The 25,056-nt window shown below is 42.7% G+C and carries 21 protein-coding genes; 2 read left to right on the forward strand and 19 right to left on the reverse strand.

Translation table 11 applies throughout. The features are described 5' to 3' along the window. Nucleotides 1–5: 5 nt before the first annotated feature. The 9 genes from pyrF to DWY31_RS11655 form a co-directional block, all read right to left on the reverse strand. On the reverse strand, nt 6–926 hold the full coding sequence (gene pyrF / locus DWY31_RS11615) for an orotidine-5'-phosphate decarboxylase (protein ID WP_021861340.1): 921 nt from the start codon (nt 924–926) through the stop codon (nt 6–8). A gap of 78 nt (nt 927–1,004) precedes the next feature. Next, nucleotides 1,005–2,300 carry a dihydroorotase gene (locus DWY31_RS11620; protein WP_118520671.1) on the reverse strand — a complete coding sequence of 432 codons (1,296 nt, stop codon included), beginning with the start codon at nt 2,298–2,300 and terminating at the stop codon, nt 1,005–1,007. A 124-nt stretch (nt 2,301–2,424) separates the two neighbouring features. After that, nucleotides 2,425–3,597, reverse strand: coding sequence for a S41 family peptidase (locus DWY31_RS11625; RefSeq protein ID WP_021861338.1), 1,173 nt, complete (start codon nt 3,595–3,597; stop codon nt 2,425–2,427). Between the two features lie 16 nt (nt 3,598–3,613). Next, nucleotides 3,614–4,723, reverse strand: coding sequence for a murein hydrolase activator EnvC family protein (locus tag DWY31_RS11630; RefSeq protein WP_118520673.1), 1,110 nt, complete (start codon nt 4,721–4,723; stop codon nt 3,614–3,616). A 79-nt stretch (nt 4,724–4,802) separates the two neighbouring features. After that, nucleotides 4,803–5,711 (reverse strand): permease-like cell division protein FtsX, encoded by a 909-nt coding sequence (ftsX, locus tag DWY31_RS11635; RefSeq protein WP_118520675.1) that lies wholly within the window; start codon nt 5,709–5,711, stop codon nt 4,803–4,805. Further along, nucleotides 5,701–6,387, reverse strand: coding sequence for a cell division ATP-binding protein FtsE (ftsE, locus tag DWY31_RS11640; RefSeq protein WP_021861335.1), 687 nt, complete (start codon nt 6,385–6,387; stop codon nt 5,701–5,703). The genes ftsX and ftsE overlap by 11 nt, the downstream gene beginning before the upstream one ends. A 31-nt stretch (nt 6,388–6,418) precedes the next feature. Beyond that, the gene (locus tag DWY31_RS11645) at nt 6,419–7,507 is read right to left on the reverse strand and encodes a PucR family transcriptional regulator (protein WP_117538406.1); all 1,089 of its coding nucleotides are present in this window, start codon (nt 7,505–7,507) and stop codon (nt 6,419–6,421) included. A 173-nt stretch (nt 7,508–7,680) separates the two neighbouring features. After that, complete coding sequence (locus DWY31_RS11650) at nt 7,681–8,379, reverse strand: WecB/TagA/CpsF family glycosyltransferase (RefSeq protein WP_117538405.1); 699 nt, start codon at nt 8,377–8,379, stop codon at nt 7,681–7,683. Nucleotides 8,380–8,515: 136 nt separating this feature from the next. Next, a complete protein-coding gene (locus tag DWY31_RS11655; protein ID WP_118520677.1) occupies nt 8,516–8,725 on the reverse strand; it encodes a small, acid-soluble spore protein, alpha/beta type in 210 nt (69 codons plus the stop codon). A gap of 227 nt (nt 8,726–8,952) precedes the next feature. On the opposite strand from DWY31_RS11655, the gene DWY31_RS11660 reads away from it, so the two are divergent. Further along, nucleotides 8,953–9,498, forward strand: coding sequence for a hydrolase (locus DWY31_RS11660; RefSeq protein ID WP_117538404.1), 546 nt, complete (start codon nt 8,953–8,955; stop codon nt 9,496–9,498). Between the two features lie 21 nt (nt 9,499–9,519). Here the strand turns inward: DWY31_RS11660 and addA are convergent, their stop codons facing one another. The 3 genes from addA to dapF form a co-directional block, all read right to left on the reverse strand. Then, nucleotides 9,520–13,137 (reverse strand): helicase-exonuclease AddAB subunit AddA, encoded by a 3,618-nt coding sequence (gene addA, locus DWY31_RS11665; RefSeq protein WP_118520679.1) that lies wholly within the window; start codon nt 13,135–13,137, stop codon nt 9,520–9,522. Beyond that, nucleotides 13,137–16,601, reverse strand: coding sequence for a PD-(D/E)XK nuclease family protein (locus DWY31_RS11670; RefSeq protein ID WP_118520681.1), 3,465 nt, complete (start codon nt 16,599–16,601; stop codon nt 13,137–13,139). Before DWY31_RS11670 ends, addA begins: the two co-directional genes overlap by 1 nt. Before the next feature lie 61 nt (nt 16,602–16,662). Then, nucleotides 16,663–17,520: a diaminopimelate epimerase gene (dapF, locus tag DWY31_RS11675; RefSeq protein ID WP_021861328.1), complete on the reverse strand. Its 858-nt coding sequence runs from the start codon at nt 17,518–17,520 to the stop codon at nt 16,663–16,665. A 168-nt stretch (nt 17,521–17,688) separates the two neighbouring features. Between dapF and DWY31_RS11680 the strand changes: the two genes are divergently transcribed. Beyond that, nucleotides 17,689–18,531 carry an AraC family transcriptional regulator gene (locus DWY31_RS11680; RefSeq protein ID WP_118520683.1) on the forward strand — a complete coding sequence of 281 codons (843 nt, stop codon included), beginning with the start codon at nt 17,689–17,691 and terminating at the stop codon, nt 18,529–18,531. Here DWY31_RS11680 and hflX read toward each other — a convergent pair. The 7 genes from hflX to hisH form a co-directional block, all read right to left on the reverse strand. Then, nucleotides 18,510–19,751, reverse strand: coding sequence for a GTPase HflX (gene hflX / locus DWY31_RS11685; RefSeq protein ID WP_118520685.1), 1,242 nt, complete (start codon nt 19,749–19,751; stop codon nt 18,510–18,512). The genes DWY31_RS11680 and hflX overlap by 22 nt on opposite strands. 34 nt (nt 19,752–19,785) lie before the next feature. Next, nucleotides 19,786–20,310 (reverse strand): tetratricopeptide repeat protein, encoded by a 525-nt coding sequence (locus DWY31_RS11690; RefSeq protein WP_118520687.1) that lies wholly within the window; start codon nt 20,308–20,310, stop codon nt 19,786–19,788. A 75-nt stretch (nt 20,311–20,385) separates the two neighbouring features. Further along, the gene (locus DWY31_RS11695; RefSeq protein WP_021861324.1) at nt 20,386–22,248 is read right to left on the reverse strand and encodes a heavy metal translocating P-type ATPase; all 1,863 of its coding nucleotides are present in this window, start codon (nt 22,246–22,248) and stop codon (nt 20,386–20,388) included. A gap of 42 nt (nt 22,249–22,290) precedes the next feature. Continuing rightward, nucleotides 22,291–22,650: an ArsR/SmtB family transcription factor gene (locus DWY31_RS11700; RefSeq protein ID WP_118520689.1), complete on the reverse strand. Its 360-nt coding sequence runs from the start codon at nt 22,648–22,650 to the stop codon at nt 22,291–22,293. A gap of 232 nt (nt 22,651–22,882) precedes the next feature. Continuing rightward, nucleotides 22,883–23,551: a uracil-DNA glycosylase gene (locus DWY31_RS11705; RefSeq protein WP_021861322.1), complete on the reverse strand. Its 669-nt coding sequence runs from the start codon at nt 23,549–23,551 to the stop codon at nt 22,883–22,885. 96 nt (nt 23,552–23,647) lie between these two features. Continuing rightward, entirely contained in the window at nt 23,648–24,409 is a 762-nt protein-coding gene (hisF, locus tag DWY31_RS11710; RefSeq protein ID WP_118520691.1) for an imidazole glycerol phosphate synthase subunit HisF, read from the reverse strand. A gap of 15 nt (nt 24,410–24,424) precedes the next feature. Continuing rightward, nucleotides 24,425–25,030, reverse strand: coding sequence for an imidazole glycerol phosphate synthase subunit HisH (gene hisH, locus DWY31_RS11715; RefSeq protein WP_118520693.1), 606 nt, complete (start codon nt 25,028–25,030; stop codon nt 24,425–24,427). Nucleotides 25,031–25,056 lie beyond the last annotated feature (26 nt).

Genomic DNA, 25,056 nt, shown 5'->3' on the forward strand with positions numbered 1-25,056 from the left:
TCTCCTTAACCAAGTGCTCCTTTGATATCTGCAACCATGTCTTCTACTGCCGCTCTGGATGCATCTGCAAAATTCTCTGCTCCGAATTTTGCATATTTCTCCTGCTTGTATGCAGCGATGATTCCTCTGGATGAGTTCACGATCGCACCGAGTCCGTCTTCGTTAAAGAAGTGTACAAGATCTTTTCCTTTTCCACCCTGTGCACCATATCCCGGAACAAGAATGTATGCTTTCGGCATGATCTTACGCAGTACTTTACCCATCTCCGGATAAGTTGCTCCAACAACGGCTCCTACATAGCTGTATTCGTCTCCCATTGCTTCTGTGCCCCATGCGGCCACTTTCTCTCCAACCAGTTCATAGAGCGGACGTCCGTCGATCTTCTGATCCTGGAATTCGCCACTGGATGGATTGGATGTTTTAACCAGCACGAAGATTCCTTTCTTCTCTTCTTTGCATACATCCAGAAATGGATTCACACCATCAGATCCAAGATATGGATTCACTGTTGCAAAATCTTCATCAAATGCTGCATAGCTCTTGCTTCCGACTGCAACTTTTCCAAGATGTCCGACTGCATAGGCTGCGGATGTTGATCCGATATCGCCACGTTTGATATCTCCGATCACTACAAGTCCTTTCTCTTTGCAGTAATCTACAGTTTTCTTGAATGCCTGCATTCCCGGAATGCCAAACTGCTCATACATGGCAATCTGCGGTTTTACAGCCGGGATCAGATCATAAGTATTATCTACGATTGCTTTGTTAAACTGCCAGATTGCTTCTGCTGCACCTTCCAGCGTCTCTCCGTATTCAGCAAATGCTTTTTTCTGTACTTGCTCCGGAATATAATTTAACATTGGATCAAGCCCTACTACGATCGGTGCCCCTGTCTTCTTAATGTTTGCTACTAATTTGTTGATCATCCTCTTATTCCTCCTATATTCTCTGTACTGTTACACATCGTAAGATACTCTGCCCTAACACTTGCATGCTGTTGCATACTACGCCTTTCTGGTATCCCGATACTCATATACGATTTCACCATCCGCCAGTGTATATTCTACCCGGCCGTATACTTCTCTTCCGTCAAACGGCGTGTTCTTCCCTTTGGAAAAGAATGTATTCTTATCAATCTTATAGTTAGCATCCGGATCAAAGATTACAAGATCCGCAATCTTTCCTTCTGCCACTGCTCCTTTTTCAGTAAGCCCCAATATCTGCGCCGGATTATAACTCATCTTCTCTGCCATATCCATAATACTGAGCACACCTGTCTTCACCAGTTCTGTATAAGTAAGCGCTGCCGAAGTCTCCAGACCTACGATACCAAAAGATGCTTTCTCAATGGAACGGTTCTTCTCTTCTTTAGAATGTGGTGCGTGGTCTGTAGAAATCACATCCATAATTCCATTCTTAAGTCCCATGCGGAGCGCTTCAACATCTTCTCTGCTGCGCAGCGGCGGATTCATCTTGAAGTTTCCATCATCTTCTTTGATATCATCTGAAGTCAGTATAAAATGATGCGGACATACTTCTGCCGTTACCGGAAGTCCTTCTTTTTTCGCCATCTCTACCATCGTCACACTGTCCTTTGTAGAGCAGTGGCACAGATGCAGACGTACGCCTGTCTCTTTCGCCAGCAGGATATCTCTTGCAACGATCACATCTTCTACAGAGTTTGTAATTCCCTTAAGTCCGAGACGCTTCGCATTCTCATCTGCATTCATCACGCCTCCTTCGACCATGGTAATGTCCTCGCAGTGTGCAAATACACTGATTCCTGCCTTCTTCGCTTCTTTCATCCCTTTACGGTATAAAGATGCATTCATTACAGATTTGCCGTCTTCACTGATCGCATGGCATCCTGCCGCTGCCATTCCTGCAATATCAGCCAGTTCTTTTCCTTCCTGTCCACAGGTAACTGCGCCAAGCTGGATAACATGTGCCGGTGATTCTTTCACGGCTCTTTCATGCACAGCTTCTACTTTCTCCCGGCTGTCGATCACCGGTTTCGTATTCGGCATCGCACAGATTGTCGTCACACCACCGTGTACCGCCGCTCTTCCGCCTGTCTCCAGTGTTTCCTTGTATTCCAGTCCCGGATCTCTGAGATGTACATGCAGATCAATAAATCCCGGCAACACATAAGTTCCTCTTGCATCGATCACTCTGTCCGCTTTCTCATCAATCTTCTCTGCAATTTTCTGAATTTTCTTTCCTTCTACCAACACATCGTATACTCCATCTTTTTTTGTGAGTGGATCTACAACATGTCCATTTTTAATTAAAACTGTCATATCTATAATCCTTTCTTCCGGAAATGATTTCCCAGGATTTCATTTAGAAAAATTTTCGTTTTTATTCTATCACATGGCATGTTAAAAGGGAATGCCCAAAAAGCATTCCCTTTATTTTCATCGATTATTTTATTTTGTCTTTTACAACAGACACCGCTTTATCAAGCTGATTGTCTGCCTTTGGATCTTTGGCATTATATTTATATTCGATCTTTACATCCGGCGTGATTCCTTTGCCGTCAATGTTGCGGCCTTTCGGTGTAAAATACTCGGATGTCGTTAATTTTACGCAGGTACCATCTTTCAGATCAAACAGATTCTGTACCACACCTTTTCCGTAGGTTTGTGTTCCTATAATCTCAGCTTTGCCATAATCCTGTACTGCTCCGGCAAAAATCTCTGATGCGCTTGCACTCTGACCATTTACCAGCACAGACATTGGAAGGTTTAACCGGTGTTTTTCATCCGATGTATATTCTTCTTTCTTTCCATTCTTATCCTTCGTGTAAACGATCAGTCCTTTTGGGAGGATGCTGTCAAGAATATCACACACCGTAGAGAGACTTCCTCCCGGATTGTTTCTTAAATCTACGACCAGTCCTTCTATATTCTTCTTTTGCAGCTGTTTCAATGCTTTTGCGAACTGAGCACCTGTCACAGAATCAAACTCTGAAATGGAAATATATCCAATCTGATTTTCCAGCACTTTATATTTCACCGTCTCAACATTAATCACGTCACGTGTAGCTGTCACTTTGATCTTATCACTGTTCGTTCCACGAAGCAGTGTCAGATTGACCTTTGTTCCTTTCTTACCTTTGATCCACGAAACAACTTTGTCCAGATCTTTTCCTGTCACCGTTTTCTCTTCTACTCGGTACAAGATATCTCCAGTCTTAATTCCTGCTTTCTTTGCCGGCGAATCATCGTATACCCGTGTGATCGTAATCACTCCGCTGCTGGCATCCTGCGTCATAACAGCACCGATACCACTGAAAGAACCATCCAGGCTTTCCGTCAACTCTTTTGTTTCCTTTTTGTCATAATAAGCAGAATACTGGTCTCCCAGTCCTTCTACATAGCCTTTGTAAATGCCTTCATTGAGATCTTTCTCTTTTACGTCATGCAGATATGTCTCATCAATCAGTTTTTTCAAATAAGATAACTTTGTCTCTGTATCAGATGATATAATTCCTTCATTGATATGCTGCAGTCCACAGGCTGCAAGGCTCACAACTAATAATGTCAGAAGGGCGCCCGTAAGCGCCCCTTTTATAAATCCTTTTTTATGTTCCACAATCGTCAGTCCTATTCTATAAATATTTCAACGGGTTCACCGGTACTCCGCCGGACATAACCTGGAAATGCAGGTGTGGTCCTGTTGAATTACCCGTTGTTCCTACAATTGCTATATTCTGTCCTTTGCTTACTTTCTGCCCTGCCCGGACATAAATCTTGTGGCAGTGCATATAGTAAGTAGATAACCCGTTTCCATGATTGATTACAATCAGGTTACCGGCTTTGCCACTGTATCCGGCAGATACTACAGTACCTCCTGCCGCCGCATAAATCGGCGTACCGGTCGGCGCCGCAAAATCCATTCCTTTGTGATTTGTGCTGGCTCCGGCAAGTGGCTGTTCACGATATCCGAAATAACTGGATATGCGACTGTATCCCGGACAAGGATGTGTAAAAGTTCCATTGCCGGATACGACAGACGCACCCGCTCCGGATGAATAAGAACTCGCTGCTTCCTGCTTCTTTCTTGCAGCATCTGCCGCTGCCTGTTCAAGCGCGCTCAGCTTGCTTGCATTCTTTTTAATATCCTTTTGGATTCCGGCAATCTCATTCTTCTTATCCGAAAGCATCTGTTTTACAGTACTCTGCTTTGCGATCAGATTATCCTGCATCTTTTCCAGTTCGGCATTCTCTTTTTTCAAGGCTTCTTCCTGCGCCTGCACATTCTTTACAACTTTCTGGAACTTTTTCAACATAGTTCTGTCATATGAAGAAATCGTCGATATGTACTCTGCATTATTCAGAAAGTCACTCAACGACTTCGACTGGCAAAGAATCTCGATGAATTTAGCATTGCCATTCTCATACATATATTTGATACGTTTCTTCATGTCTTCATACTGATTGTCTTCATCTACCTGCGCAATCAGTAGTTCATCTTCTTTTTTACTGATCTCATCTTCTTTGGCAGTGATCTTCTTCTTTGTTGTTTCCATCTCATCCAATACAGATTCCAACTGCTCCAGAAGTTTTTTCTTCTCTGCTACTGCCTCTTTTTTCTTCGACTGTAACACCTGCGCTTTTTTCTTAGCGGCACTGATCTTTGATGCCTGTGCCTGCCCTGTCATGCTGAAGCACAGAACACATACCAATAACAGACTGAGGATTCTTTTTCTCTTCTTCATCTGTGTCTCCCTTATTAATTACACCCTTGTGCTATCTGAAGAACCTGTCACTGACAGCTTCTTTCGTACGCTAAAGCAACTAAACTTTCAGATGTTTGCGGATTGTAAATGTACTTCCAAGGAAACCGATACCTACTCCAAGAGCAATACCGACCGGTAAAAGTGTACGGTATACTCTCATTACCGGGAGGAAGTCCACGATATTATTCAGCAGACTGTATCTTGTCATCACATAGCTTACTGCTTTATCATACATAAAATATAACATTACCAGTGGAATGATCGCACCGATCACACCAATCAGAAGACCTTCAAATACGAACGGTGCCCGCACAAAACCGTCCTTCGCTCCGATGTATTTCATGATCGCAATCTCTTCCCGTCTTACTGTAATACCCATTGTTACTGTATTACTGATCAGAAAGATAGATACAGCCAGCAGGATCAAAATAATCGCTGCCGAAATGATACCAACCAGTTTGTTCACACTTGTCAGAGTCTTGGCTACCGTATCTGACTTGTTGACTTTCCGCACACCGTCCAGTTTCTCTGCATAAGATACGACCTGTTTCTGCTTGGATACATCTGACATGTATACTTCATAGTTGTCTGAATTTGCCAGTGGATTATCATTTTTAAATCCCTCTGCCGCTTCTTTGGAGTCTCCAAAGTAGTCATCCTGGAACTTATTCCATGCTTCTTCTGCACTGATATAGTTCACTTCCAGAACTCCGTCTTCCTTCTTCAGATCCTCTCCGATCTTATCTTTCTGTTCCTGTGTTGCATCCTCGCTAAAAAATACTGTAATTGCAACTCCCTGCTCTGCTTTGTCTACAATGTAATTAAAGTTCATTACAATCGAATAGAATAATCCAAAGAGGAAAATACAAGCTGACATCGTTGCAATGGATGCCATGGAGAACATCTTATTTCTGCCGATGTTCTTCACACCCTGTTTCATCGAATATCCAAATGTACTAATTCTCATTATTATACCCACCTTTTTTCTCGTCGCTGACGATGACACCCTTCTTCATCGTTACAACGCGCTTTTTCATCTCGTTTACAATCTCCTGGTTATGTGTAACAACAAGTACAGTTGTTCCACGGTCATTCGCCTCTTCAAGAAGCTTCATGATTTCCCATGAGTTCGTCGGATCGAGATTACCGGTAGGCTCATCCGCCAGAAGGATTGCCGGTTCATTCACGATTGCTCTCGCGATTGCAACGCGCTGCTGCTCTCCACCGGATAATTCCTTCGGGAATGATTTGTACTTCTGTGCAAGTCCTACAAGGGACAGCGCAGCCGGCACTTTTTTCTTAATAATTCTTGTCGATGTCTCGGTTACTCTCTGGGCAAACGCAATATTCTCATAGATATTTCTATCCTTCAAAAGGCGGAAATCCTGAAATACAACGCCCAGTTTTCTCCGGTACAACGGAATCTTTTTATGTTTCATACGGTTCAGGTTATGTCCATTTACAATGATCGTGCCTGAAGTAGGATCTAACTCCTTCATAATCAGACGAATCAGAGTAGACTTACCGGAACCACTGTCTCCAACAATAAAGACAAATTCGCCCTGTTCAATCTTAAGATTGATACCATTAAGGGCTGCAACCCCTTTTGAGTACTCTTTCGTTACTTCTCTTAATTCAATCATATGTTCCTCCTAATTATTATACTCCAGCAATTTAATATTCCAGCGACTCCATATATTTCATGTATTTTACAACCATCAGTGCAATCTTGAATGTAATAGCATCCTCGAATACACGAAGATCAAGTCCCGTACTTTTCTGAAGTTTATCCAAACGGTAAACTAATGTATTACGGTGAATATAGAGCTGTCTTGAAGTCTCTGACACATTGAGGTTATTCTCAAAGAACTTATTGATCGTAGTCAATGTTTCCTCATCAAAATCATCCGGTGATTTCCCCTCAAAAATCTCACGGATAAACATCTTGCACAGAGGAATCGGAAGCTGATAGATCAGTCGCCCAATGCCAAGCGCACTGTATGCGATAATATTCTTCTCACCAAAAAAGATCTTACCCACATCAAGCGCCAGTTTGGCTTCTTTGTAAGACTTCGATACTTCTTTGATGTCACTGACAACCGTACCATATGCGATCAGAATGTCCTCTTCTCCGTCATTGCGGAGCAGATTATAGAAATTCTGCGCAATCCTCTCCAATTCTGCATGTCCGTCATTCGGCTCCAGTTCCTTCACAACTATAATATTCTTCTCATCTACCGCTGTTACAAAATCCTTGGCTTTACCGCCAAGAAGTGAGCGCACATTATCAAGGGCACTGCTGTCCTTCTCGTGTTTTGTCTCAATAATAAAGATAACACGTCTTACTTCCGTGTCAATATGTAATTTTTTGGCACGATTGTAAATATCCACCAACAACAGGTTATCAAGCAACAGGTTCTTTATGAAATTGTCTTTGTCAAACCGTTCTTTATATGCTACCAGAAGATTCTGGATCTGGAACACTGCGATCTTGCCCACCATATAGACATCTTCTCCGCCGCCGTTCGCGAGCAGGATATATTCCAGTTGGTGTTCATCAAAGATCTTAAAGAACTGATATCCCTGTACTACCTGACTGTCTGCCGGAGATTCCACAAAAGACAGAATCTCGTCTTCGTAATTCTCCTGTTTTGAAAATGTACTTGCAAGGGCCTTACCATCTGTATCCATAATACAAAAGTCAATTCTAGTAATCCCTTTCAATCCTTCAATCGTGTTTTGAAGTATTTGATTAGATATCATAGGTTATCTCCTCCACTCATTTCAATATGCATTTTCTACAACAAAATTACTCTATCTTAAGTGAATTTGCATATTACTAGACCTATATTAATATATATCAACAAAAAAATAAAGAGGAAATCACAATTTTTTGTTGATTTCCTCACTTTTTTCTTTCTGTATCTGTATGTCTTTTAAATGTCTGCCCCGACATTCCTGTCGCTCTCTGCCTTTTGCTTTTCCATCTCTTTTCTGAAAATTCTCCGGGTAAAGAATCGGGTGACTTTTTCCTTTCCAAAGCTGGTCTCTTTCCACGGCGGAGCTGCTTTTCCCATACCGAAAAGAATTCTCGTATTGAGAAGTGCTCTGTTCTTTGCCGCAAAATCTTCCTGAAGCGGCGAACATAACATAGAAAGTACACAGTCTGTCTCTGCACCATTGATCGCATTCACCAGCATATCATCCGCTCTGTTTTCTGCAGAAACTTTCGCCATCCCAACAATCTGGATTCCTCTATAATAGTGTTCCAGATATTGAAAAAATGCTTCTCCCTCTTCCTGTGTCTCAACAAGAAGATATACCCGCTTATGGTTCTTATGCAAATATCTCAGGAACATCTTCATAAATAAATGATTCTCTGTCTCCTGCAGACAACGCTTCTCTTCCACATCCGCTGCTTCCAGAATTGTCTTGTCTCCTGCCAGCACAAGATCGAAACTTCTAAGCTGTTCCTTCGTCTCCTGCTGCAGATCTACATCCATCACTGCATCTACTGTAAGAAGTTCTACAATATTAACCGGATCAGACTCCATGTATCCGACCGCTTCTTTCATAGCTTCTTTGCCTGTGTAATTGTCTATATATATACCTAAAACATTAATCTTGCTGTCCATCTTCTCTGCACCCGCTATATCCCGAATCTTTTACTCTTCTAATCAAGCTTTTCGATTATAGCAAAAGGGCTTTCTGTTTTCAAGCTTTCCCTGTAAATGTTCATACTAATTAACATTCGTAATACTTTTGTTACTTTTACTCCTCTTTCACAGCGCTTTGCTGCTGCCGACGCCTGCGTCCTGCCAGCTTCCCGCCAATCCGTCCGGTTTCCTTGGATGATAAAGATTTCCATCCCTCTGCCAGCACTTTATCAAGCAGTCCCAGCTCCTCTGCTACTTCATATTTCATTTTCTCTTCCGGCGTGATCTGATCCAGCCGTATCGGATCTTTCTTTTTTGCAGTCATAATATTACCCCTTTCATTATTTTGAAAGTATTTCCATAACATTTTTAAAATATTCGTGTAATAACTTTTTTCTATAGTCTGCCAAAAAAGATTCTTATTAGTGTGGAACTTATATACCGTGCTATAATAATGTCAGATAGAATTGTGGAATACGAAGTACGGAACAATTCGTATGGCATCTTTTGACCCTGACATCATTATAGCAATAACATCCAGGAGGTATATATATGACACAGGAACAGGCATGGACATTATTGAAAGAATATAATCAGGATGAATTTCATCTGGAACACGCAGATATTGTCGGAAAAACAATGCGCTATTTTGCAGAGAAACTTGGATATGGTGATGAGAAAGATTTCTGGGAAGTCGTAGGGATCCTGCACGACCTGGATTTTGAGAAATATCCGGATCAGCACTGCATCAAAGAGCAAGAAATCTTAAAAGAAAATGGCGCAGATGAAAAAATCATCCACGCCACAGCAAGTCACGGTTATGCAATTACTGTTGACATACAACCGGAACACGAAATGGAAAAGGTGCTTTATGCCGTTGACGAGCTGACCGGACTGATCGGTGCAGTCGTTGTTATGCGACCGTCCAAAAGCGTTCAGGATCTGACTTTAAAATCTGTTAAGAAAAAATACAAATCCAAAAATTTTGCAGCCGGATGTTCCCGCGAAGTAATCGAACGCGGTGCTGATATGCTCGGCTGGACTCTGGAAGATCTGATTGCCCAGACCATCGAAGCACTGAAAACATTCCGTCCTTAATTGTAAACTTTTTATTTTCTTTTATGGCAGATGAATTTCTTCGCCAAGGGTAAAGGAATAGATGATCTTTTCTTTTACGGTTTTACCGGTCGCCTGTTCCAGTGCCCTGGCGTAGTAATCAAGCTGTCCATGATAACGTTCTACAAGTTCTCTGCTTTCACGGACACGGTCTGTCTTATAATCCAGCACAACCAATCCGTCCTCTTCTTCAAAATACACATCTATGATTCCCTGAACAAGAACAAGTTCGCCTTCCTCTTCTTCCTTCCACAGATCCGTTGCCGGCACTCCGAGTACGAATGGCTGCTCTTTAAAGAGGCGGTTTTGTTTTGCACATACCTGCATCCGTTTTCCGCTGTCTGTCTGTAAAAATTTCAAGAAATCCCGAATGCAGACAGCCTTTCGCATCTCGTCCGTCATCTTCCCATCTTCTGTAAACTTCCTAAGGCAATTTTTCAGTTTCTCAGTATCATAGTCTTCTGCAAAATTCAGGAGCTCCAGTGCACGGTGATAAGCGGTACCTCTGGATGCTCCTGTAAGCGGCACCTCTTCCTCCATAAATTTCGGAAGGATCGGCTGCAGTTCCGTTTCTTCGTAAAGCTGCTCGCTGTCCTCCATTTCTCCGGATTCCTGTAAATAAATCCGTTTCTTTAATTCCGAAACGGAGAATTTCAACTTTCGTGTCTGGCTGTTTTCATGTGGATATCTGTACGCAAACTGATTCCTAAGATTTTCATGCATCTCTTCATCATATACACGCTCTGTATCCCAGTCTTCCAGTACACTTCTTTCTATCTGACTCTTCACCTGCGCTTCTGCCTGTCCCGCAATGATGTCATACATATTCAGCACTTTCAGTCTGAGCGGTACAGACCGCGGAGCCCGTAATACTGCCGGCAGTACAAAATCCCAGTACGTTGTCGCTTTGCTCAGACGTAGGAAATCAAATTTCATATCCGACTCTTCCTGCACACTTTCATATTCTGCCTGCTTCTTTTCCAGATTAGACATCGTTCCTGTGATGATCAATTTCTCTTTTGCCCTTGTATAGGCAACATAGAGAACTCGGAGTTCTTCTCCAAGCGAATCCAGTTTTTCTTCCTGCCGGATCGTTTTCTTTAACAGGCTCGCCCGCTTCGTCCGCTGCTTCAGATCTACAACTTCCAGACCCACACCGAATTTGGAATTCAAAACAACACGGCTGTTAATATCCTGCATGTTAAATCGTTTCCCCATACCGGCTACAAATACAACTGGAAATTCCAGTCCTTTACTTTTATGGATTGTCATAAGACGCACAGTATCTGCCTGCTCTTCCTCGACATTCGCCTCTCCATAATCCACTTCATATTTCTGCAGCTGTTCCATATAGCGCACAAAATGAAACAGCCCTTTGTAACTGGTGCTTTCAAAAGCTTTCGCCTTTTCCATCAGCATATCAATATTGGCTTTTCTCTGGATACCTCCCGGCATTGCTGACATATACATTGCATATCCGGTATCATCCAACACACGCTGTAATAATTCATGCATCGGTGTATACGGCACGATCTCACGAATTTTCTCCATCACCGAAAGGCAGTTTTCCAGTTTGTCTCTAAGCTCTTCTTCCGTTCCTTCTGCTCGGTATCTGCGCACTGTTTCATAAAATGGTTCTTCCGGACATGAGCTACGAATCAGTGCAAGCTCTTTTGCACTGCATCCACCGATTGGTGACGTCAACACTGCCGTCAGTGGCAGATCCTGTCTTGCATTATCCAGCACACGCAGATAGTCCAACAGTACTCCGATCTCCTGTGTGGCAAAATATCCTTCTTTTGTTCCCGCAAACGCCGGGATTCCTTCCTGCCCGAGGCTTTCCACAAATACATCTGAAAATCCTCTCGAACTTCTTGTCAGGATCACAATATCGCGGTACTGAAGCGGGCGAAGTTTTCCACTCTCTTTATCTGTCACGCGGAAGTTATCCTCCATCATGGAACGGATTTTCCCCGCAATTGCTCTTGCTTCTATCTCCCTTTCATTGATCCCTTTTACTTTCTTATGATCATTGTCGCGAATATCAGTATCGACAACAAGCACTTCCGTCGCATTTTCTCCGGTCTTTTTATAGTCAGCTCCTACATTTAGCGCTGCATCGTCGTCATAGTCGATCCCTCCTAATTTTTCCGTCATAATCTGACGGAAAATAAAATTCACACTGTCCAACACTTCCTTACGGCTTCGGAAATTCTTATGCAGATCGATCCGCTGTTTTTTACTTTCGTATTTATTGTATGTATTATATTTATTCATGAAAATCTCCGGTCTGGACAGACGGAAACGATAAATACTCTGCTTTACATCACCAACCATGAAAATATTATACTTATCTTCCCATATTGTAGAAACACTTGTAAGAAGCGCTTCCTGGATTAGATTGCTGTCCTGGTATTCATCGATCATGATTTCCACAAACTGTCTCTGGTACTCTTTTGCGATCGGTGACGGCACAAGTCTGCCATCCTTTTCTTCTGTCAGAATCTGCAGGGCATACTGCTCCATATCGGAAAAATCAATCATATTTTTGCTTCGTTTTTTCTCTTCAAAGCGATCTGCAAATTTGCATACCAGATCTGCCAGTTCTTCCATCATCGGCGCACTGGCATTTAAGTCTTCCAGCAATTTAAAAGACGGTGCATAGAAGAACTGCTCTTTCATTTCTTTTATGATCTTCTTTGCCGTATCTCTTAAATATTTTACCTGGTTTGCTTTATTCTCAGATACGTTTTCATCTCTGTTGCCCGGAAGCCTTGTCCATTTATAATCCTTGTCCAGCACCGTTGACATCTCAAGAAATGTATCTTTTGATCTTAAACTTTGAATCAACTGCGAATCATTTACCAGCGCCGTCTCATACATATATGGTCCATCAGCTTCCCCGGTACAGATCTTCATTGCCTGCCGGATTTTATTCGCCGCATCCTTAAGATAACGGCTCACCTGATCTTTGATGACACGGATAAATTCTGTCTCTTCCAGTGCATCAAAATCTTTAACCCGGTAGCTTTCTGCACAGTCATGTATCCATTTTTTTGCATCCGGATAACTTCTGGAATATTCGTATATTTTAAGGATCAGTTCTTCGATCTTCTTATCATTCTTTCCATCTCCATATGCAGTCGTAAAATCCAGGAAACGCTGTCTCCCCTCTGTGTATTCTTCTTCCAGCACTTCTCCGAGCACATCATGACACAGAAGCTTAAGCTCCCCTTCCTCTCCGATCCGGAATCCCGGATCCAGATGGATTGCATAAAAATGATCCTTGATCACAGACAGGCAGAAGCTGTGGATTGTCGTAATACGTGCATTATGAATCAGTGTTGCCTGCCGTTTCAGATGTTCATTATCTGGCTCTTCTTCCAATTTCTGCTCTATGGCCGCACGGATTCTTTCTTTCATCTCCGCTGCCGCCGCCTCTGTAAATGTCACAACAAGTAGCTGATCTACATCGATCGGCGGCTCATCTTTCGTCAGCATCGTTATGATCCGTTCTACCAGAACTGCCGTTTTCCCGGAGCCTGCTGCCGCCGACACAAGTATATTCCGGTTACGCAAATCAATTACTTTCTGTTGTTCCGGCGTCCATGTCACACCCATTACTGCTCCTCCTTGCTGTTCTTTTCTTTATCTGGCTGTTCTTCTTTCTCTGCCATTCCAGTTTTTTTAGATTTTTCCGGCTGTTTTAAACCAGTCCCGACTTCTGCGGTCATTTTCTGGATTGCTTCTTCTTTTGATAATTTTTCCAGATTCCGATAATGATAACCCGGAACTTTCAGGTCAAATCCGCAGATGTGCCGATATTTACAATAGTCACATCCTGTCTCCATTCCCTGACGGTACGGCAGAGCAGCAACTTCACCATCTGCAATTTTCTGATGGATCTCTTCCACTTTCTTCTGGGCATATCGCATCAATGTATCAAAATCTGTCTCTGAAGCCACTTTGGATGTTTTGGAAAGCGATCCCGATTTTGTATATTTAACCGGAACTGCAACAGAATCACCAGACTGTATTTTCTGTAAATGTTTAAGATTCTCACCGGACAGATTGACCAGACCATCCGGACGGAGTACTTTTAACATCTCCTTTTCCATTTGTTCTTTCTTTTCCTCTTCGGTTCCACGCAGAATTTCATCCATGACTTTTCCATCCAGAAGCGGATCCTGGATGCGATAATAAAATACGCCTGATGGTACGATCTCTTTACCTGGATGTCTTTTCTCTTCTCTTTCCACTGCCGCCTTTATATAAACCATCAGCTGAAGCTGCAATCCCTGATACAGCGAAACTACATCAAATTCTTTGCTGCCGGTTTTATAGTCCATAACTTTCACATAAACTTTATCCTCATCCTCACAGGTATCGACACGGTCAATTTTACCATTTGTAAAGCGGACTTCATATGCAGAAGGCGCAAAATCCCCCTGTGCAAGCTGTTCTGTCAGTGCCCAGATTGTGCGTTCCAGCATTCTCTTCATACGCTCTACAAGATATTCGTTCCGCGATGAACTGTAGAGAACCGAATTGCCATAGTCTGTAATTGCCTCATCCACCGACTCATCAATATATTGCTTTCTTATTTTATTTTCAACTTCTGTCCAGCTCTCTCCGGTGTGCTCCAGTTTTCTTGAGTACAGTTCCAGTGCACGGTGACACACATTTCCAAAATCCACAGACTGGAAATCATATTCCGACCGTTCTTTCAGACGGAGCCCGTATGTCAGAAAATGTGCGAATGCGCAGATACTGAACCGCTCCATTCTCGATATACTATCTGTAAAATATTTTCCATATAACTTCTCTGCCACCTGTCTCGTAAGTCCATCCATCGGCATACGGTAATAGCCGGCTTCCAGTAAGCTTTCTACTGTCTGCTGCCATTCTGGATGTTTCTTATACCAGGTGTACAGTTCACACCAGAGTGGATCAAGTTCTCCATTACTTTCCTGCAGCCCCCGTATCAGACAGGTGATTCCCAGCTTCTCGGTAAATTCCCTCTCTGCGAAGCTTTTTTCTTCTTCCTCTATGATCTTCATGTCCGGATACATTTTTCTTAAATCTTGCATCAGATACGCCGGTCGCATATTTTTACCATCGGAAGATACCTTGCTATAGAATATATCCAGCTTTTCCGATGGTTTTGTAAGATTCATATAGAGATAATACTTCTGTACATATGCCCGCTCTTTTCCACCCGGAGCCAGAGCCAGCTTCTGGTTCTGGAACTGTTCCCTGTCCGGCTCTGACAACAGACCGGTACGCAGAAGATTTCCCGGAAGATGCAGATCATTTGCCCCGACAAAGAGAAGTGCACGGATGTCTTTCAGACGCGTACGCTCCATATCTCCGATCACAACCTGGTCAATACTTGGCGGGATGACACCGACACGTGCCTCTTCCAGCCCTGCATCCAGCAATTTGCAATATTCATTCAGGCTCACCTGTTCATCACCGAGAAGCTCGACAAATTTATCAATCAGTTCGATAACAATCCGATAAACCTGTGCATATTCCTTCGCAAGTGCCAGTTCACCATTCTCACGGAATTTCTGCTCCTGCTCTGCGATCCGCTCCTGCAACTGCTCCTGCACCATAAATTCATACAATGCCATTGTAATATCTTTGACAGTTTTCCTCCGCTGCTTTAATACAAAGACGAAATTATCCACTTTTTCTACGAATCTGGTGCGGTAATGGTTCAGTCGTTCCAGATCCTCTTCTTTCATATCTTTTAATCTGCGGATCCATTTCTCCTGCCACCGTTTATAGCCTTTGATTCCCATACCGATGACATAATTTTCCAGTTCGTCCACTTCATCATGGGTAAATCCCGCCAGATTCGTACGCAGAAAACGAAATACACTTTCATATGTAAAATTCTGTTCTGCCATTCCAAGGAGACTTCGTATATACTCTACGAATGAATTTAACAGGATACTTCTCTTGTGATCCATAAATACCGGGATCTCATACAGCGCAAATGCCTGTTCCAGTGCCTCGGCATACATCTCCATATCGCTGACGATCACAGCAATTTCACGGCAGCGATATCCATTCTCCCGCATATAAGCGCGCACCTGCTGCGCCGCCGCCAGTGCTTCTTCCCCCGGCTCTCTCGCCACATGGATCTTAACCGCATCCTGCTCTCCTTCATAAGTTTCTTTCCGATAGCGGAAAAGATTTCTTTCCAGAAATGCAAGTGCCGGATTATCACGGAAACGATACGGGATCTTATCAAACAGCTCCATGGGCTCTTCGATCTCGATCTGATTTTCTTTCGCCAGCTGTATCATGGATGTAACCATATGTTTACTAAGCGCAAATAACTGATATGGATGTTCATAGCGGTACGGATCTTCCGCCGGATCGATCGTTACAGTGATCATAACTTTCCGACAATGCTTCATCAATTCTCCAAGCAAGCGGTTCTGTACCGGTGTAAATCCGGTAAATCCATCCAGAACGATCGTACTGTTTTTTAATATTTCCGATTTACATACGACACGGCTTAATACGTCCAACAGTTCTTCCTTGGAAATATACCGTTCTTTCAGATAGTCCTGAAACCCGCGGTATAGAACTTTCATGTCTGCCAGCTTATAATACAGTCTTGACTCTCTGCCGGCATTTTCCATCACACGGTCAATCTCTTCTTCCCCGATATCATACTGTGCAAATTCCGACAGCACCGATTTGACTTCACTGATATATCCAAGCTTGCGAATGTTGCCGCGGAGCATCTGTAATTCATTTTCATGATTGCCTGCAATCTTACGCAGGATCAGATTTTTTCCCTCATCATCCAGCACCGGAAGTGTACCGGCTCCTGTCTCTTCAAATATACGGTATGCAAGACGCACAAAACTTAATACATCGATGTTCATGATTGCGTGTCTGTCATGCATCGTCACAAGATCTTTTTGCGTCTGCATCGTAAACTGCTCCGGTACAAGAACAATAAAATTCTCCTCCGGATGCGCTTTCGACTCAGCGATCACATTCTTATATAATTGATAAGTTTTTCCGGACCCCGATGGTCCCAATACAAATTTTAAAGGCATAGGTTTTCCTCCTATGCCTTAGTATATCTTATTAGATGGTACAAATCTACCCCACACATTTTTATAAAGCTCTTAACTTCTCTGCAAATTCATTGCTCAGAGTCATCTTCGCAACATAGAAAACATCTCCTGTCATATAGACATTCCAATCATCTTCTACTTCTACCTGTAATTCTCCACCCGGCATATGCACGATCACTTTGCTGTTCGTCATGCCCAGTTTGTATGCAACTCCGGCTGCCGCACACGCTCCTGTTCCGGATGCAAGTGTGTAACCTGCGCCTCGCTCAAAGATTTCAATCGCAATATTTTCTTTGTCGATCACTTTCATAATCTGTGTATTAATACGATTTGGAAAATATCTTGCGATCTCTGCATAGTCACCAATCTTCGTAACAAGTGGTTTGGAGATCTCGCGCATCGGAATTACACAGTGCGGATTACCGATATTTACACAGGTAACCGGATATAACGTACGTCCGAATACCATATCTTCATTAATGACTTCTCTTCGTTCTCCAGTTACCGGAATATCATCACTCCAGAATGAAAGTTTTCCCATGGAAACGCGAAGTCTGCTACCATCTTCATTTAAAAATGTTACTTCAACCGGTCCGTTTCCTGTATATAATTTAAAATTCTTTTTCTGTACATAACTTGCATCTTTGAGATATTTTGCAAAAATACGGACACCATTTCCACTCGTCTCGGATTCGCTTCCGTCTGGATTCCATACTTTCACATACATTCCGTCTTCTTTTAAAATCGGTCCCTCCAGAACTCCGTCAGAGCCAAGTCCCGCATTTCTGTCACAGATCCTCCGGACATTTCTTTCATTTAATTCCAGCTCATTTTTATTTGGATCAAACACAACATAATCATTTCCAAGTCCATGATAACGCTCTAATACAACTTTCATAACATACCTCCGGTTTGCAGAAATCTTGTGATTTCTTTTTCTCATAGCTTCTGTACTCATCATAGCAGGCATGATTTTCCTTTTCAACGCAAATATTGCTATTTGCATTGCAAATCGTGCTATTTTATTCTATGATATAAGAAAAAACGACAAAAGGAGCATTTCTCCATGGACACATATATGAAAAAAGGCTATCTGAACAGTGAATTCCGGCTTTTTCACCTGACGGACCGTGAGACGAAGGAAGTCGAATACCATTATCATGACTTTAACAAGATCACGATTTTTATTAAAGGAAAGGTCAACTATATGATCGAAGGAAAATCCTATGATTTAAAACCTTATGATATCGTTCTAGTCAATCATAATGATATTCATAGACTCGAAGTGGATAATTCGGTTCTTTATGAACGTATTATTGTTTATATTGCACCGGGATTTATCCAAGCTTATAAAAATAAGGATTATGATCTGAGTTTCTGTTTTCAGCGTGCCGCAAAAGAACATTCTAACGTGCTTCGTATTCCATCACTCGAAAAAAGCTCTCTTTTCCGCTCCATTACCCGGCTGGAGAAATCTTTCTCTGATGATAGTTATGCTTCTGGTCTGTACCGGCAGGTATTATTTCTGGAATTTATGATCCACTTAAACCGTGCCGCCCTGAAAAACAGGCTGGAATTTATTGATACAGATAACTGCAATGCAAAGATCATCCATATTCTTGACTACATTAATAATCATCTGAGTGAAAATTTGAATATTGATATTCTTGCTGAACATTTTTATATCAGCAAATATTATATGATGAGACAGTTCAAGCAGGAAACCGGTTATACCATCGGGAATTACATTACCCAGAAACGGCTCCTGCTCGCAAAAGAAATGCTCCTGTCCGGCACTCCTGCCGCACAGGTATGTTATGACTGCGGTTATCACGACTATTCCACGTTCCAGCGTGCATACCGCAAATTATTTTCTGAATCTCCGAGTCAGACAGTGACTCTCGAGTAAAGTTCTGCCGGGACATAGGCTCTTACAAAGATACCATCCTCTTGATACTTCTCTTCCAGCAGCTCTCCGTACTTGCGGATGAGCTGGATCTTTGCCGCATCCCGGTACTCATACAGGCATTCAAGAAATACTTTCTGCTCTCTTAACACCGCTTCAATCGTATCTGTCAGGTCGGTAAGTCCGGCTCCTGTCTTTGCTGAAATTTTAACCGTATAATCTGCTTTAAAATCCCGGATCAACGGTGCATCTTCTAACTTGTCCTGTTTATTGAACGCCGTGATAATCGCTTTGTCTTTTACACCAAGGTTCGATAATGTCTCATACACGGTGTACATCTGACTGTCCATCTGTGGACTGGATGTGTCTACTACATGCAGGATTACATCCGCATATTTTGCTTCTTCCAGTGTACTCTTAAATGCTTCGATCAGATGATGTGGAAGTTTTTTAATAAATCCGACTGTATCTGTCAGAAGTACTTCCTGACCTCCCGGCAATTTTAAACCTCTTGTTGTCGGGTCTAATGTTGCAAACAGCTTATCTTCCGCCAGAATATCCGCTCCCGTCAGCCGGTTAAGAAGTGTAGACTTTCCGGCATTCGTATATCCAACGATTGCAACTACCGGCACATAACTTTTGCTTCTCTGCTCCCTTGTCACTTCACGGTGGCGTTTTACTTCTTTTAATTCCCGGTTCAATGCTGCAATCCGGCTTTTAATGAGACGTCTGTCCATCTCCAGTTTCTTCTCTCCCGGTCCTCTCGTTCCGATACCGCCGCCAAGTCTTGACATTGCCGTACCAAATCCGGTCAGCCTTGTCTGCCGGTACTTTAACTGTGCCAGTTCTACCTGAATCTTACCTTCACTTGTAGAAGCTCTGGCTGCAAATATATCCAATATAAGAAGTGTACGATCCATCACCTTCACATTCAGTTCATCCTGCAGATTCTTCATCTGTGCCGGTGAAAGTTCGTCATCACAAATAATACCTGTTGCTTCCAGTTCCCATAACAGGTCTTTGATCTCTTCTATCTTTCCTTTCCCAACATAAGTCCCCGGATGCACCTGCTCCCGGTTCTGGATCACACGACCGACCGTTTCTGCACCTGCTGTGGTTGCCAGTTCAGAGAGTTCCGAAAGCGAATCTTCCATGCTTTCTTCTCCCGGAAGTTCCACTCCTACCAGGATCACTCTCTCTTTATCCTGTTTTAATTCTATCATACGAAACCTCTATTTTATCTGGTTCTATAACTGATTATCTTGTTTCCAGAAATTCCACTTCTTTTTTTGCTGTTTCATCATCCGGATATTTTTCCAGATATTCATTCAGTTTTGACTTTGCTTTTTCCCAGTTCTGCATCTTCTCATAGGAAACAATAACATTGTATTCCATTTCCTTTTTCAACTCATCTGAACTTCCGGATGCTGCCAGACCTTTCTCATAATAGGAAAGTGCACTCTTTCCATCATCAAGTTTCAGTGCACAGCCACCCATCAAATTATAAAGTGTGGCATTTTCTTTTGTTCCTGCTTTAACTGCATTTTTAAATGCTTTTAATGCAGCCTTATATTCCTTCTGCTCCCAGCAGGCAATTCCGATTCCACGGTATGCATCTGCTGTATTCTTGTCCTGTTTCACTGCTTCTTTGAAGCTTGCTTCTGCCTGTTTATATTCTTTGGACTCTAACTGGCTGACACCCTCTTTGTAAGGATTGCCGGAACATCCTGCCAGCGCAAGTCCTATACTTGCTGTCAATATCACTGCTGCCAATCTCTTCATTATGATCTGTCTCCTTTTGCTTTCCTACATGTTTATATGCAAATAGTGATTCTCTCTCAAAATATATTCCACAGTCTATGCATAATATTTCACGACATAGACTGCGTTCATAATCGCTGCAAATACAACGCCGACTTCTGCAACGATCGCTTCCCACATTCCAAAGTATCCAACCAGTGCAAGCAGTACAATGATCACTTTCACTGCAATCGCAAAAGCAATATTCTGGTTTACTACCCGGAGTGTTTCTTTGGAAATTTTGATCGCATCTACGATTTTCGGCAATTCATCTTCCAGTAAAATAATATCTGCCGCCTCAATTGCCAGCGCAGAACCTAACGCTCCCATCGCGATTCCGATATCTGCACGTGCCAGTACCGGGGCATCATTTACACCGTCTCCGACACAGACCAATTTCTCCATATCATCCTGGATCGTCAGGAAATCTTCCAGCTGCTCTAATTTGTCTGAAGGCATCAGATCTGTATATGCATAATCCATCTTCAGTTCTTTTGCCACCGCATATCCTGCGCTCCTTGTATCACCAGTCAGCATAACAAGCACAGCTTTACACTTATCTTTCAGATATTTCATCGTCCACTTCGCACGATATTTAATCGCATCTTCAATGATGATCGCACCCATATATTCTGTTCCCACGCTGACATAGACAACCGTTCCTGTACTATCAAATTCATCTACTTCAATATCATATTTTTCCATCAGCCGGAAGTTTCCGACATGGATTCGCTTTCCATCATAATCTCCGGAAAGACCATATCCCGGAATCTGCTTAATATTGGATACGAGATCTTTGTCAATCTCGCCATCATAGGCATTCAGGAGTGACTGTGCGATCGGATGATTGGAATAGCTTTCCACATGCGCCGCAATCTTTAAAAGTTCCTCTTCTGTTCCCTGCTCTGCGTAAATCTCCTGAACCGAAAATTCTCCTTCTGTCAGTGTTCCTGTCTTATCAAATACAAATGTATCTGCCTTGGAAAGGTCTTCCAGATAGTTGGCTCCTTTGATTACGATTCCCTGTCTTGCCGCCGATGCAATTCCTCCTAAGAACGCGATTGGAATCGACATTACAAGTGCTGTCGGGCATGCCACGATCAGGAAAATAAGTCCTCTGTAAATCCATATATTCCAGTTATGATAAGAAAATGTAAGCGGCGGATAGATCATAACAAAGAGTGCTAACAGCACCATTGCCGGTGTGTATATTCTTGAAAATCTGGAAACAAAACTTTCGCTCTCGGATTCCTTATTCTGTGCTTCCTCTACCAGTTCCATGATCTGTGCGACTGTCGAATCACGATATACTTTCAGAACCTTTGCCTCTACTGCACCGCTTAAGTTAATACATCCACTGTAAATCTTATTTCCTTCAGAAACTCTTCTTGGCATAGACTCACCGGTAACCGCTTTCATGTCAAGAAGCGTAGATCCAGCTTCTACTATTCCATCAACCGGCACACGTTCTCCCGGCTTGATCACAATGATATCTCCAACCTGAAGATCGATCGGATCGATCTGTTCTTCTCCGCCATCTGTCTTACGGATTGCAAATGCCGGACGAATATCAATCATCTCTTCAATGGATCGTTTGGCATTGTCTGTGGAATATGCTTCAAAAATAACTCCCAGCTCAAAAAGGATCATGACAAGTACACCTTCTGTATATCTTCCAATACCGAAAGCTCCGATCGTCGCAACCGTCGTCAGCGTATATTCTGTTAAAAATTTCAGTTCCAGAATCCTGTCTCGAAGTTTTTTAAATACATCAAAACCGACGATCAGATATGCGATCAGAAACCAGACGAATTTAATCTCATCTTCTATCGTAAAATTCGATGTCACAATAACAGCCGCCAGATAAATAACAACGCCGACTCCATATATCATACTTTGTTTTTTTAATTGCTCTGTCATATCATTTTCCCTTTTCTTTTTCCACTAAAAAGCCTGTAAAAACTACTCCATAATATGTTCCATTCCTTGGCTGATAATATTCTGAATATGTCCATCCGCAAGTGAATAATAAACTGTTTTTCCTTCTCTTCTGTTCTTCACCAGCTTCATCTGCTTTAATACACGAAGCTGATGTGAAATCGCCGACTGCGTCATCCCCAGCATCTCTGCCAGGTCACACACACACATCTCTGATCGGAGCAGCACGCATAAGATCTTGATTCTTGTTGCATCTCCGAATACTTTATAAAAATCCGCCAGTTCATTCAGCAATTCTTCCGCCGGCATCTTCTCTTTTACTGCCTCTATAATCTGGTTGTGCACGCATGTAACATCACAGCATTCTACTTCTATCTTTTTCATGGTCTGTCCTCCCATCGATTCAAGAGATCCATAACCTATGAAAATATGAACCATCTCTCATCTGATATATTATGCCAAAACAAAACCGGCATTTCAACTGTTTGCAACAAAATACAAGGAAAATTAAGAAAATTGTAACGATTTATATTCGTAAGAAGGCTCTCACTGCCGCTAACAGCAGTGAGAGCCTTCTTCTCTTCTAGCATCAACATTCTCCTATCACTTCTTCCGCCTACTCAATCTGCCAGTCAATTGGCTCGATCCCATGTTCCTTCAGGAAATCATTCGTCTGACTGAACGGCTTGCTCCCGAAGAATCCACGATATGCCGACAGCGGACTCGGATGCGGTGCCTTTAAGATTAGGTGCTTCGGATTATCAAGCATTCTGGCTTTCCGCTGTGCCGGAGCGCCCCATAAAATAAATACAATCGGACGATCCTGACTGTTAAGCGCCATGATCGCCGCATCGGTAAATTCTTCCCAGCCGATCCCGCGATGGGAATTTGCCTGATGTGCGCGCACAGTCAGTACTGTATTCAGCATAAGTACGCCTTGCTCTGCCCACTTCGTAAGGCATCCGTGATTTGGAATTGTGCATCCAAGATCATCGTGCAGTTCTTTATAAATATTCACCAGTGACGGTGGTACTTCCACACCTTTTTTCACCGAAAAGCAAAGTCCATGTGCCTGTCCGTTGTTATGATACGGATCCTGCCCAAGAATTACAACCTTTACCTTACTGAGCGGTGTCAGATGAAATGCATTGAAAATATCATCTGCCGGCGGAAAGATAAGCCTCGTCCGGTATTCTTCATTCACTTTATTAAATAATTCTTTATAATAAGGTTTCTTAAATTCCCCTTTTAACGCATCTAACCAGTCATTGTTAATCGCAGACATACTCTTTTCCTTCTTTTCTCTTACTGCTATATGGCAGTTTCATTTCTTATGTATTTTCCTATATATTATTCAATATCATCTGTCCGGCTCCTGTGCCTACAAACGCACGGATACGCCTTTCTCTCGCAGATACTGTTTTACTTCTTTGATCTCCAGTTCTTTATAATGGAACAATGAAGCCGCCAGTGCTGCATCTGCCTTTCCATCCGTCAGTGCTTCATAGAAATGTTCCAGCGTTCCGGCTCCACCGGATGCGATTACCGGAATATTTACCGCTTCCGCAATGGCTCTTGTAAGCTCCAGATCATATCCTGCTTTTGTTCCGTCGCAGTCCATGCTCGTCAAAAGAATCTCTCCGGCTCCAAGGCTCTCTACTTTGTGCGCCCATTCCAACGCATCAATTCCAACGTCTACACGGCCACCGTTTTTATAAATATTCCAGCCACTTCCATCTGCCCGCTTCTTTGCATCAATTGCAACAACTACACACTGACTTCCGAACTTGTCTGCCGCTTCAGAAATGAGATTCGGTGTATTTATTGCCGAAGAATTGATGGAAATTTTGTCTGCTCCCTCGCGCAGAAGTGCCTTAAAATCGTCCACGGTACGGATTCCACCGCCAACTGTAAATGGAATAAATACATTCTCAGCAACTTTTCGCACCATATCTATGACCGTTCCACGATTATCGGAAGATGCCGTAATATCCAGAAATACCAGTTCATCTGCTCCAGCCTGATCATACGCTTTCGCAATCTCAACCGGATCTCCGGCATCTTTCAAATCTACAAAATTCACACCTTTTACTACCCGACCGTTATTTACATCCAGGCATGGAATAATTCTCTTTGTATACATCCAAATTACCTCCGCTTATAATTCCACAAAATTTTTCAGAATCTGAAGTCCGATATCACTGCTCTTCTCCGGATGGAACTGACATGCAAATACATTGCCTTTCTCCACCGATGCATGAATATGTGTGCTGTATTCGGTTGTCGCAGTTACAATATCTTCCTCAGCCGCCTTCAGGTAATAAGAATGTACAAAATATACATATGGATGTTCCGGAAGATTCTTGAACAGTCTTCCATCATTCTGAAAATCCAGGGAATTCCAACCCATATGCGGTATCTTAAGTCCCGGGTGATCCGGAATTCTTAAAATCTCACCTTTCAAAATGCCAAGTCCTTCCACTCCAGGTGTCTCATCACTTCGTTCAAACAAGAGCTGCAAGCCAAGACAGATTCCGAGAAACGGCGTTCCTCTCTCCACTACTTCATGGATCACCGACTCCAGTCCGTACTGACGAATCTTTCCCATTGCATCGCCAAAAGCTCCCACACCCGGAAGAATAACTTTGTCTGCTGTAAGAATCCGGTCTTTTTCTCTTGTAATGCAGACGTCCTGTCCCAGACGGATCATTGCCTTCTCTACACTTTTAATATTACCGGCATCATAATCAATAATTGCTATCATATGTTTTTACTCCTAATCAGTATATT

The organism is Dorea sp. AF24-7LB, assembly GCF_003478575.1.
Lineage (GTDB): Bacteria > Bacillota > Clostridia > Lachnospirales > Lachnospiraceae > Dorea_D > Dorea_D hominis.

Excerpts from the sequence above, each read along its gene's own strand:
- DWY31_RS11680 (WP_118520683.1), top strand. The coding sequence starts at position 17,689 with ATGGACACATATATGAAAAAAGGCTATCTGAACAGTGAATTCCGGCTT.
- addA (WP_118520679.1), bottom strand. The coding sequence starts at position 13,137 with ATGGGTGTGACATGGACGCCGGAACAACAGAAAGTAATTGATTTGCGT.
- DWY31_RS11620 (WP_118520671.1), bottom strand. The coding sequence starts at position 2,300 with ATGACAGTTTTAATTAAAAATGGACATGTTGTAGATCCACTCACAAAA.
- hflX (WP_118520685.1), bottom strand. The coding sequence starts at position 19,751 with ATGATAGAATTAAAACAGGATAAAGAGAGAGTGATCCTGGTAGGAGTG.
- DWY31_RS11670 (WP_118520681.1), bottom strand. The coding sequence starts at position 16,601 with ATGCCTTTAAAATTTGTATTGGGACCATCGGGGTCCGGAAAAACTTAT.
- DWY31_RS11650 (WP_117538405.1), bottom strand. The coding sequence starts at position 8,379 with ATGGACAGCAAGATTAATGTTTTAGGTATATATATAGACAATTACACA.
- hisF (WP_118520691.1), bottom strand. The coding sequence starts at position 24,409 with ATGTATACAAAGAGAATTATTCCATGCCTGGATGTAAATAACGGTCGG.
- DWY31_RS11655 (WP_118520677.1), bottom strand. The coding sequence starts at position 8,725 with ATGACTGCAAAAAAGAAAGATCCGATACGGCTGGATCAGATCACGCCG.
- DWY31_RS11700 (WP_118520689.1), bottom strand. The coding sequence starts at position 22,650 with ATGAAAAAGATAGAAGTAGAATGCTGTGATGTTACATGCGTGCACAAC.
- DWY31_RS11630 (WP_118520673.1), bottom strand. The coding sequence starts at position 4,723 with ATGAAGAAGAGAAAAAGAATCCTCAGTCTGTTATTGGTATGTGTTCTG.
- DWY31_RS11690 (WP_118520687.1), bottom strand. The coding sequence starts at position 20,310 with ATGAAGAGATTGGCAGCAGTGATATTGACAGCAAGTATAGGACTTGCG.
- dapF (WP_021861328.1), bottom strand. The coding sequence starts at position 17,520 with ATGAAAGTTGTATTAGAGCGTTATCATGGACTTGGAAATGATTATGTT.
- ftsE (WP_021861335.1), bottom strand. The coding sequence starts at position 6,387 with ATGATTGAATTAAGAGAAGTAACGAAAGAGTACTCAAAAGGGGTTGCA.
- DWY31_RS11695 (WP_021861324.1), bottom strand. The coding sequence starts at position 22,248 with ATGACAGAGCAATTAAAAAAACAAAGTATGATATATGGAGTCGGCGTT.
- DWY31_RS11660 (WP_117538404.1), top strand. The coding sequence starts at position 8,953 with ATGACACAGGAACAGGCATGGACATTATTGAAAGAATATAATCAGGAT.
- ftsX (WP_118520675.1), bottom strand. The coding sequence starts at position 5,711 with ATGAGAATTAGTACATTTGGATATTCGATGAAACAGGGTGTGAAGAAC.
- DWY31_RS11645 (WP_117538406.1), bottom strand. The coding sequence starts at position 7,507 with ATGATATCTAATCAAATACTTCAAAACACGATTGAAGGATTGAAAGGG.
- pyrF (WP_021861340.1), bottom strand. The coding sequence starts at position 926 with ATGATCAACAAATTAGTAGCAAACATTAAGAAGACAGGGGCACCGATC.
- DWY31_RS11705 (WP_021861322.1), bottom strand. The coding sequence starts at position 23,551 with ATGTCTGCGATTAACAATGACTGGTTAGATGCGTTAAAAGGGGAATTT.
- hisH (WP_118520693.1), bottom strand. The coding sequence starts at position 25,030 with ATGATAGCAATTATTGATTATGATGCCGGTAATATTAAAAGTGTAGAG.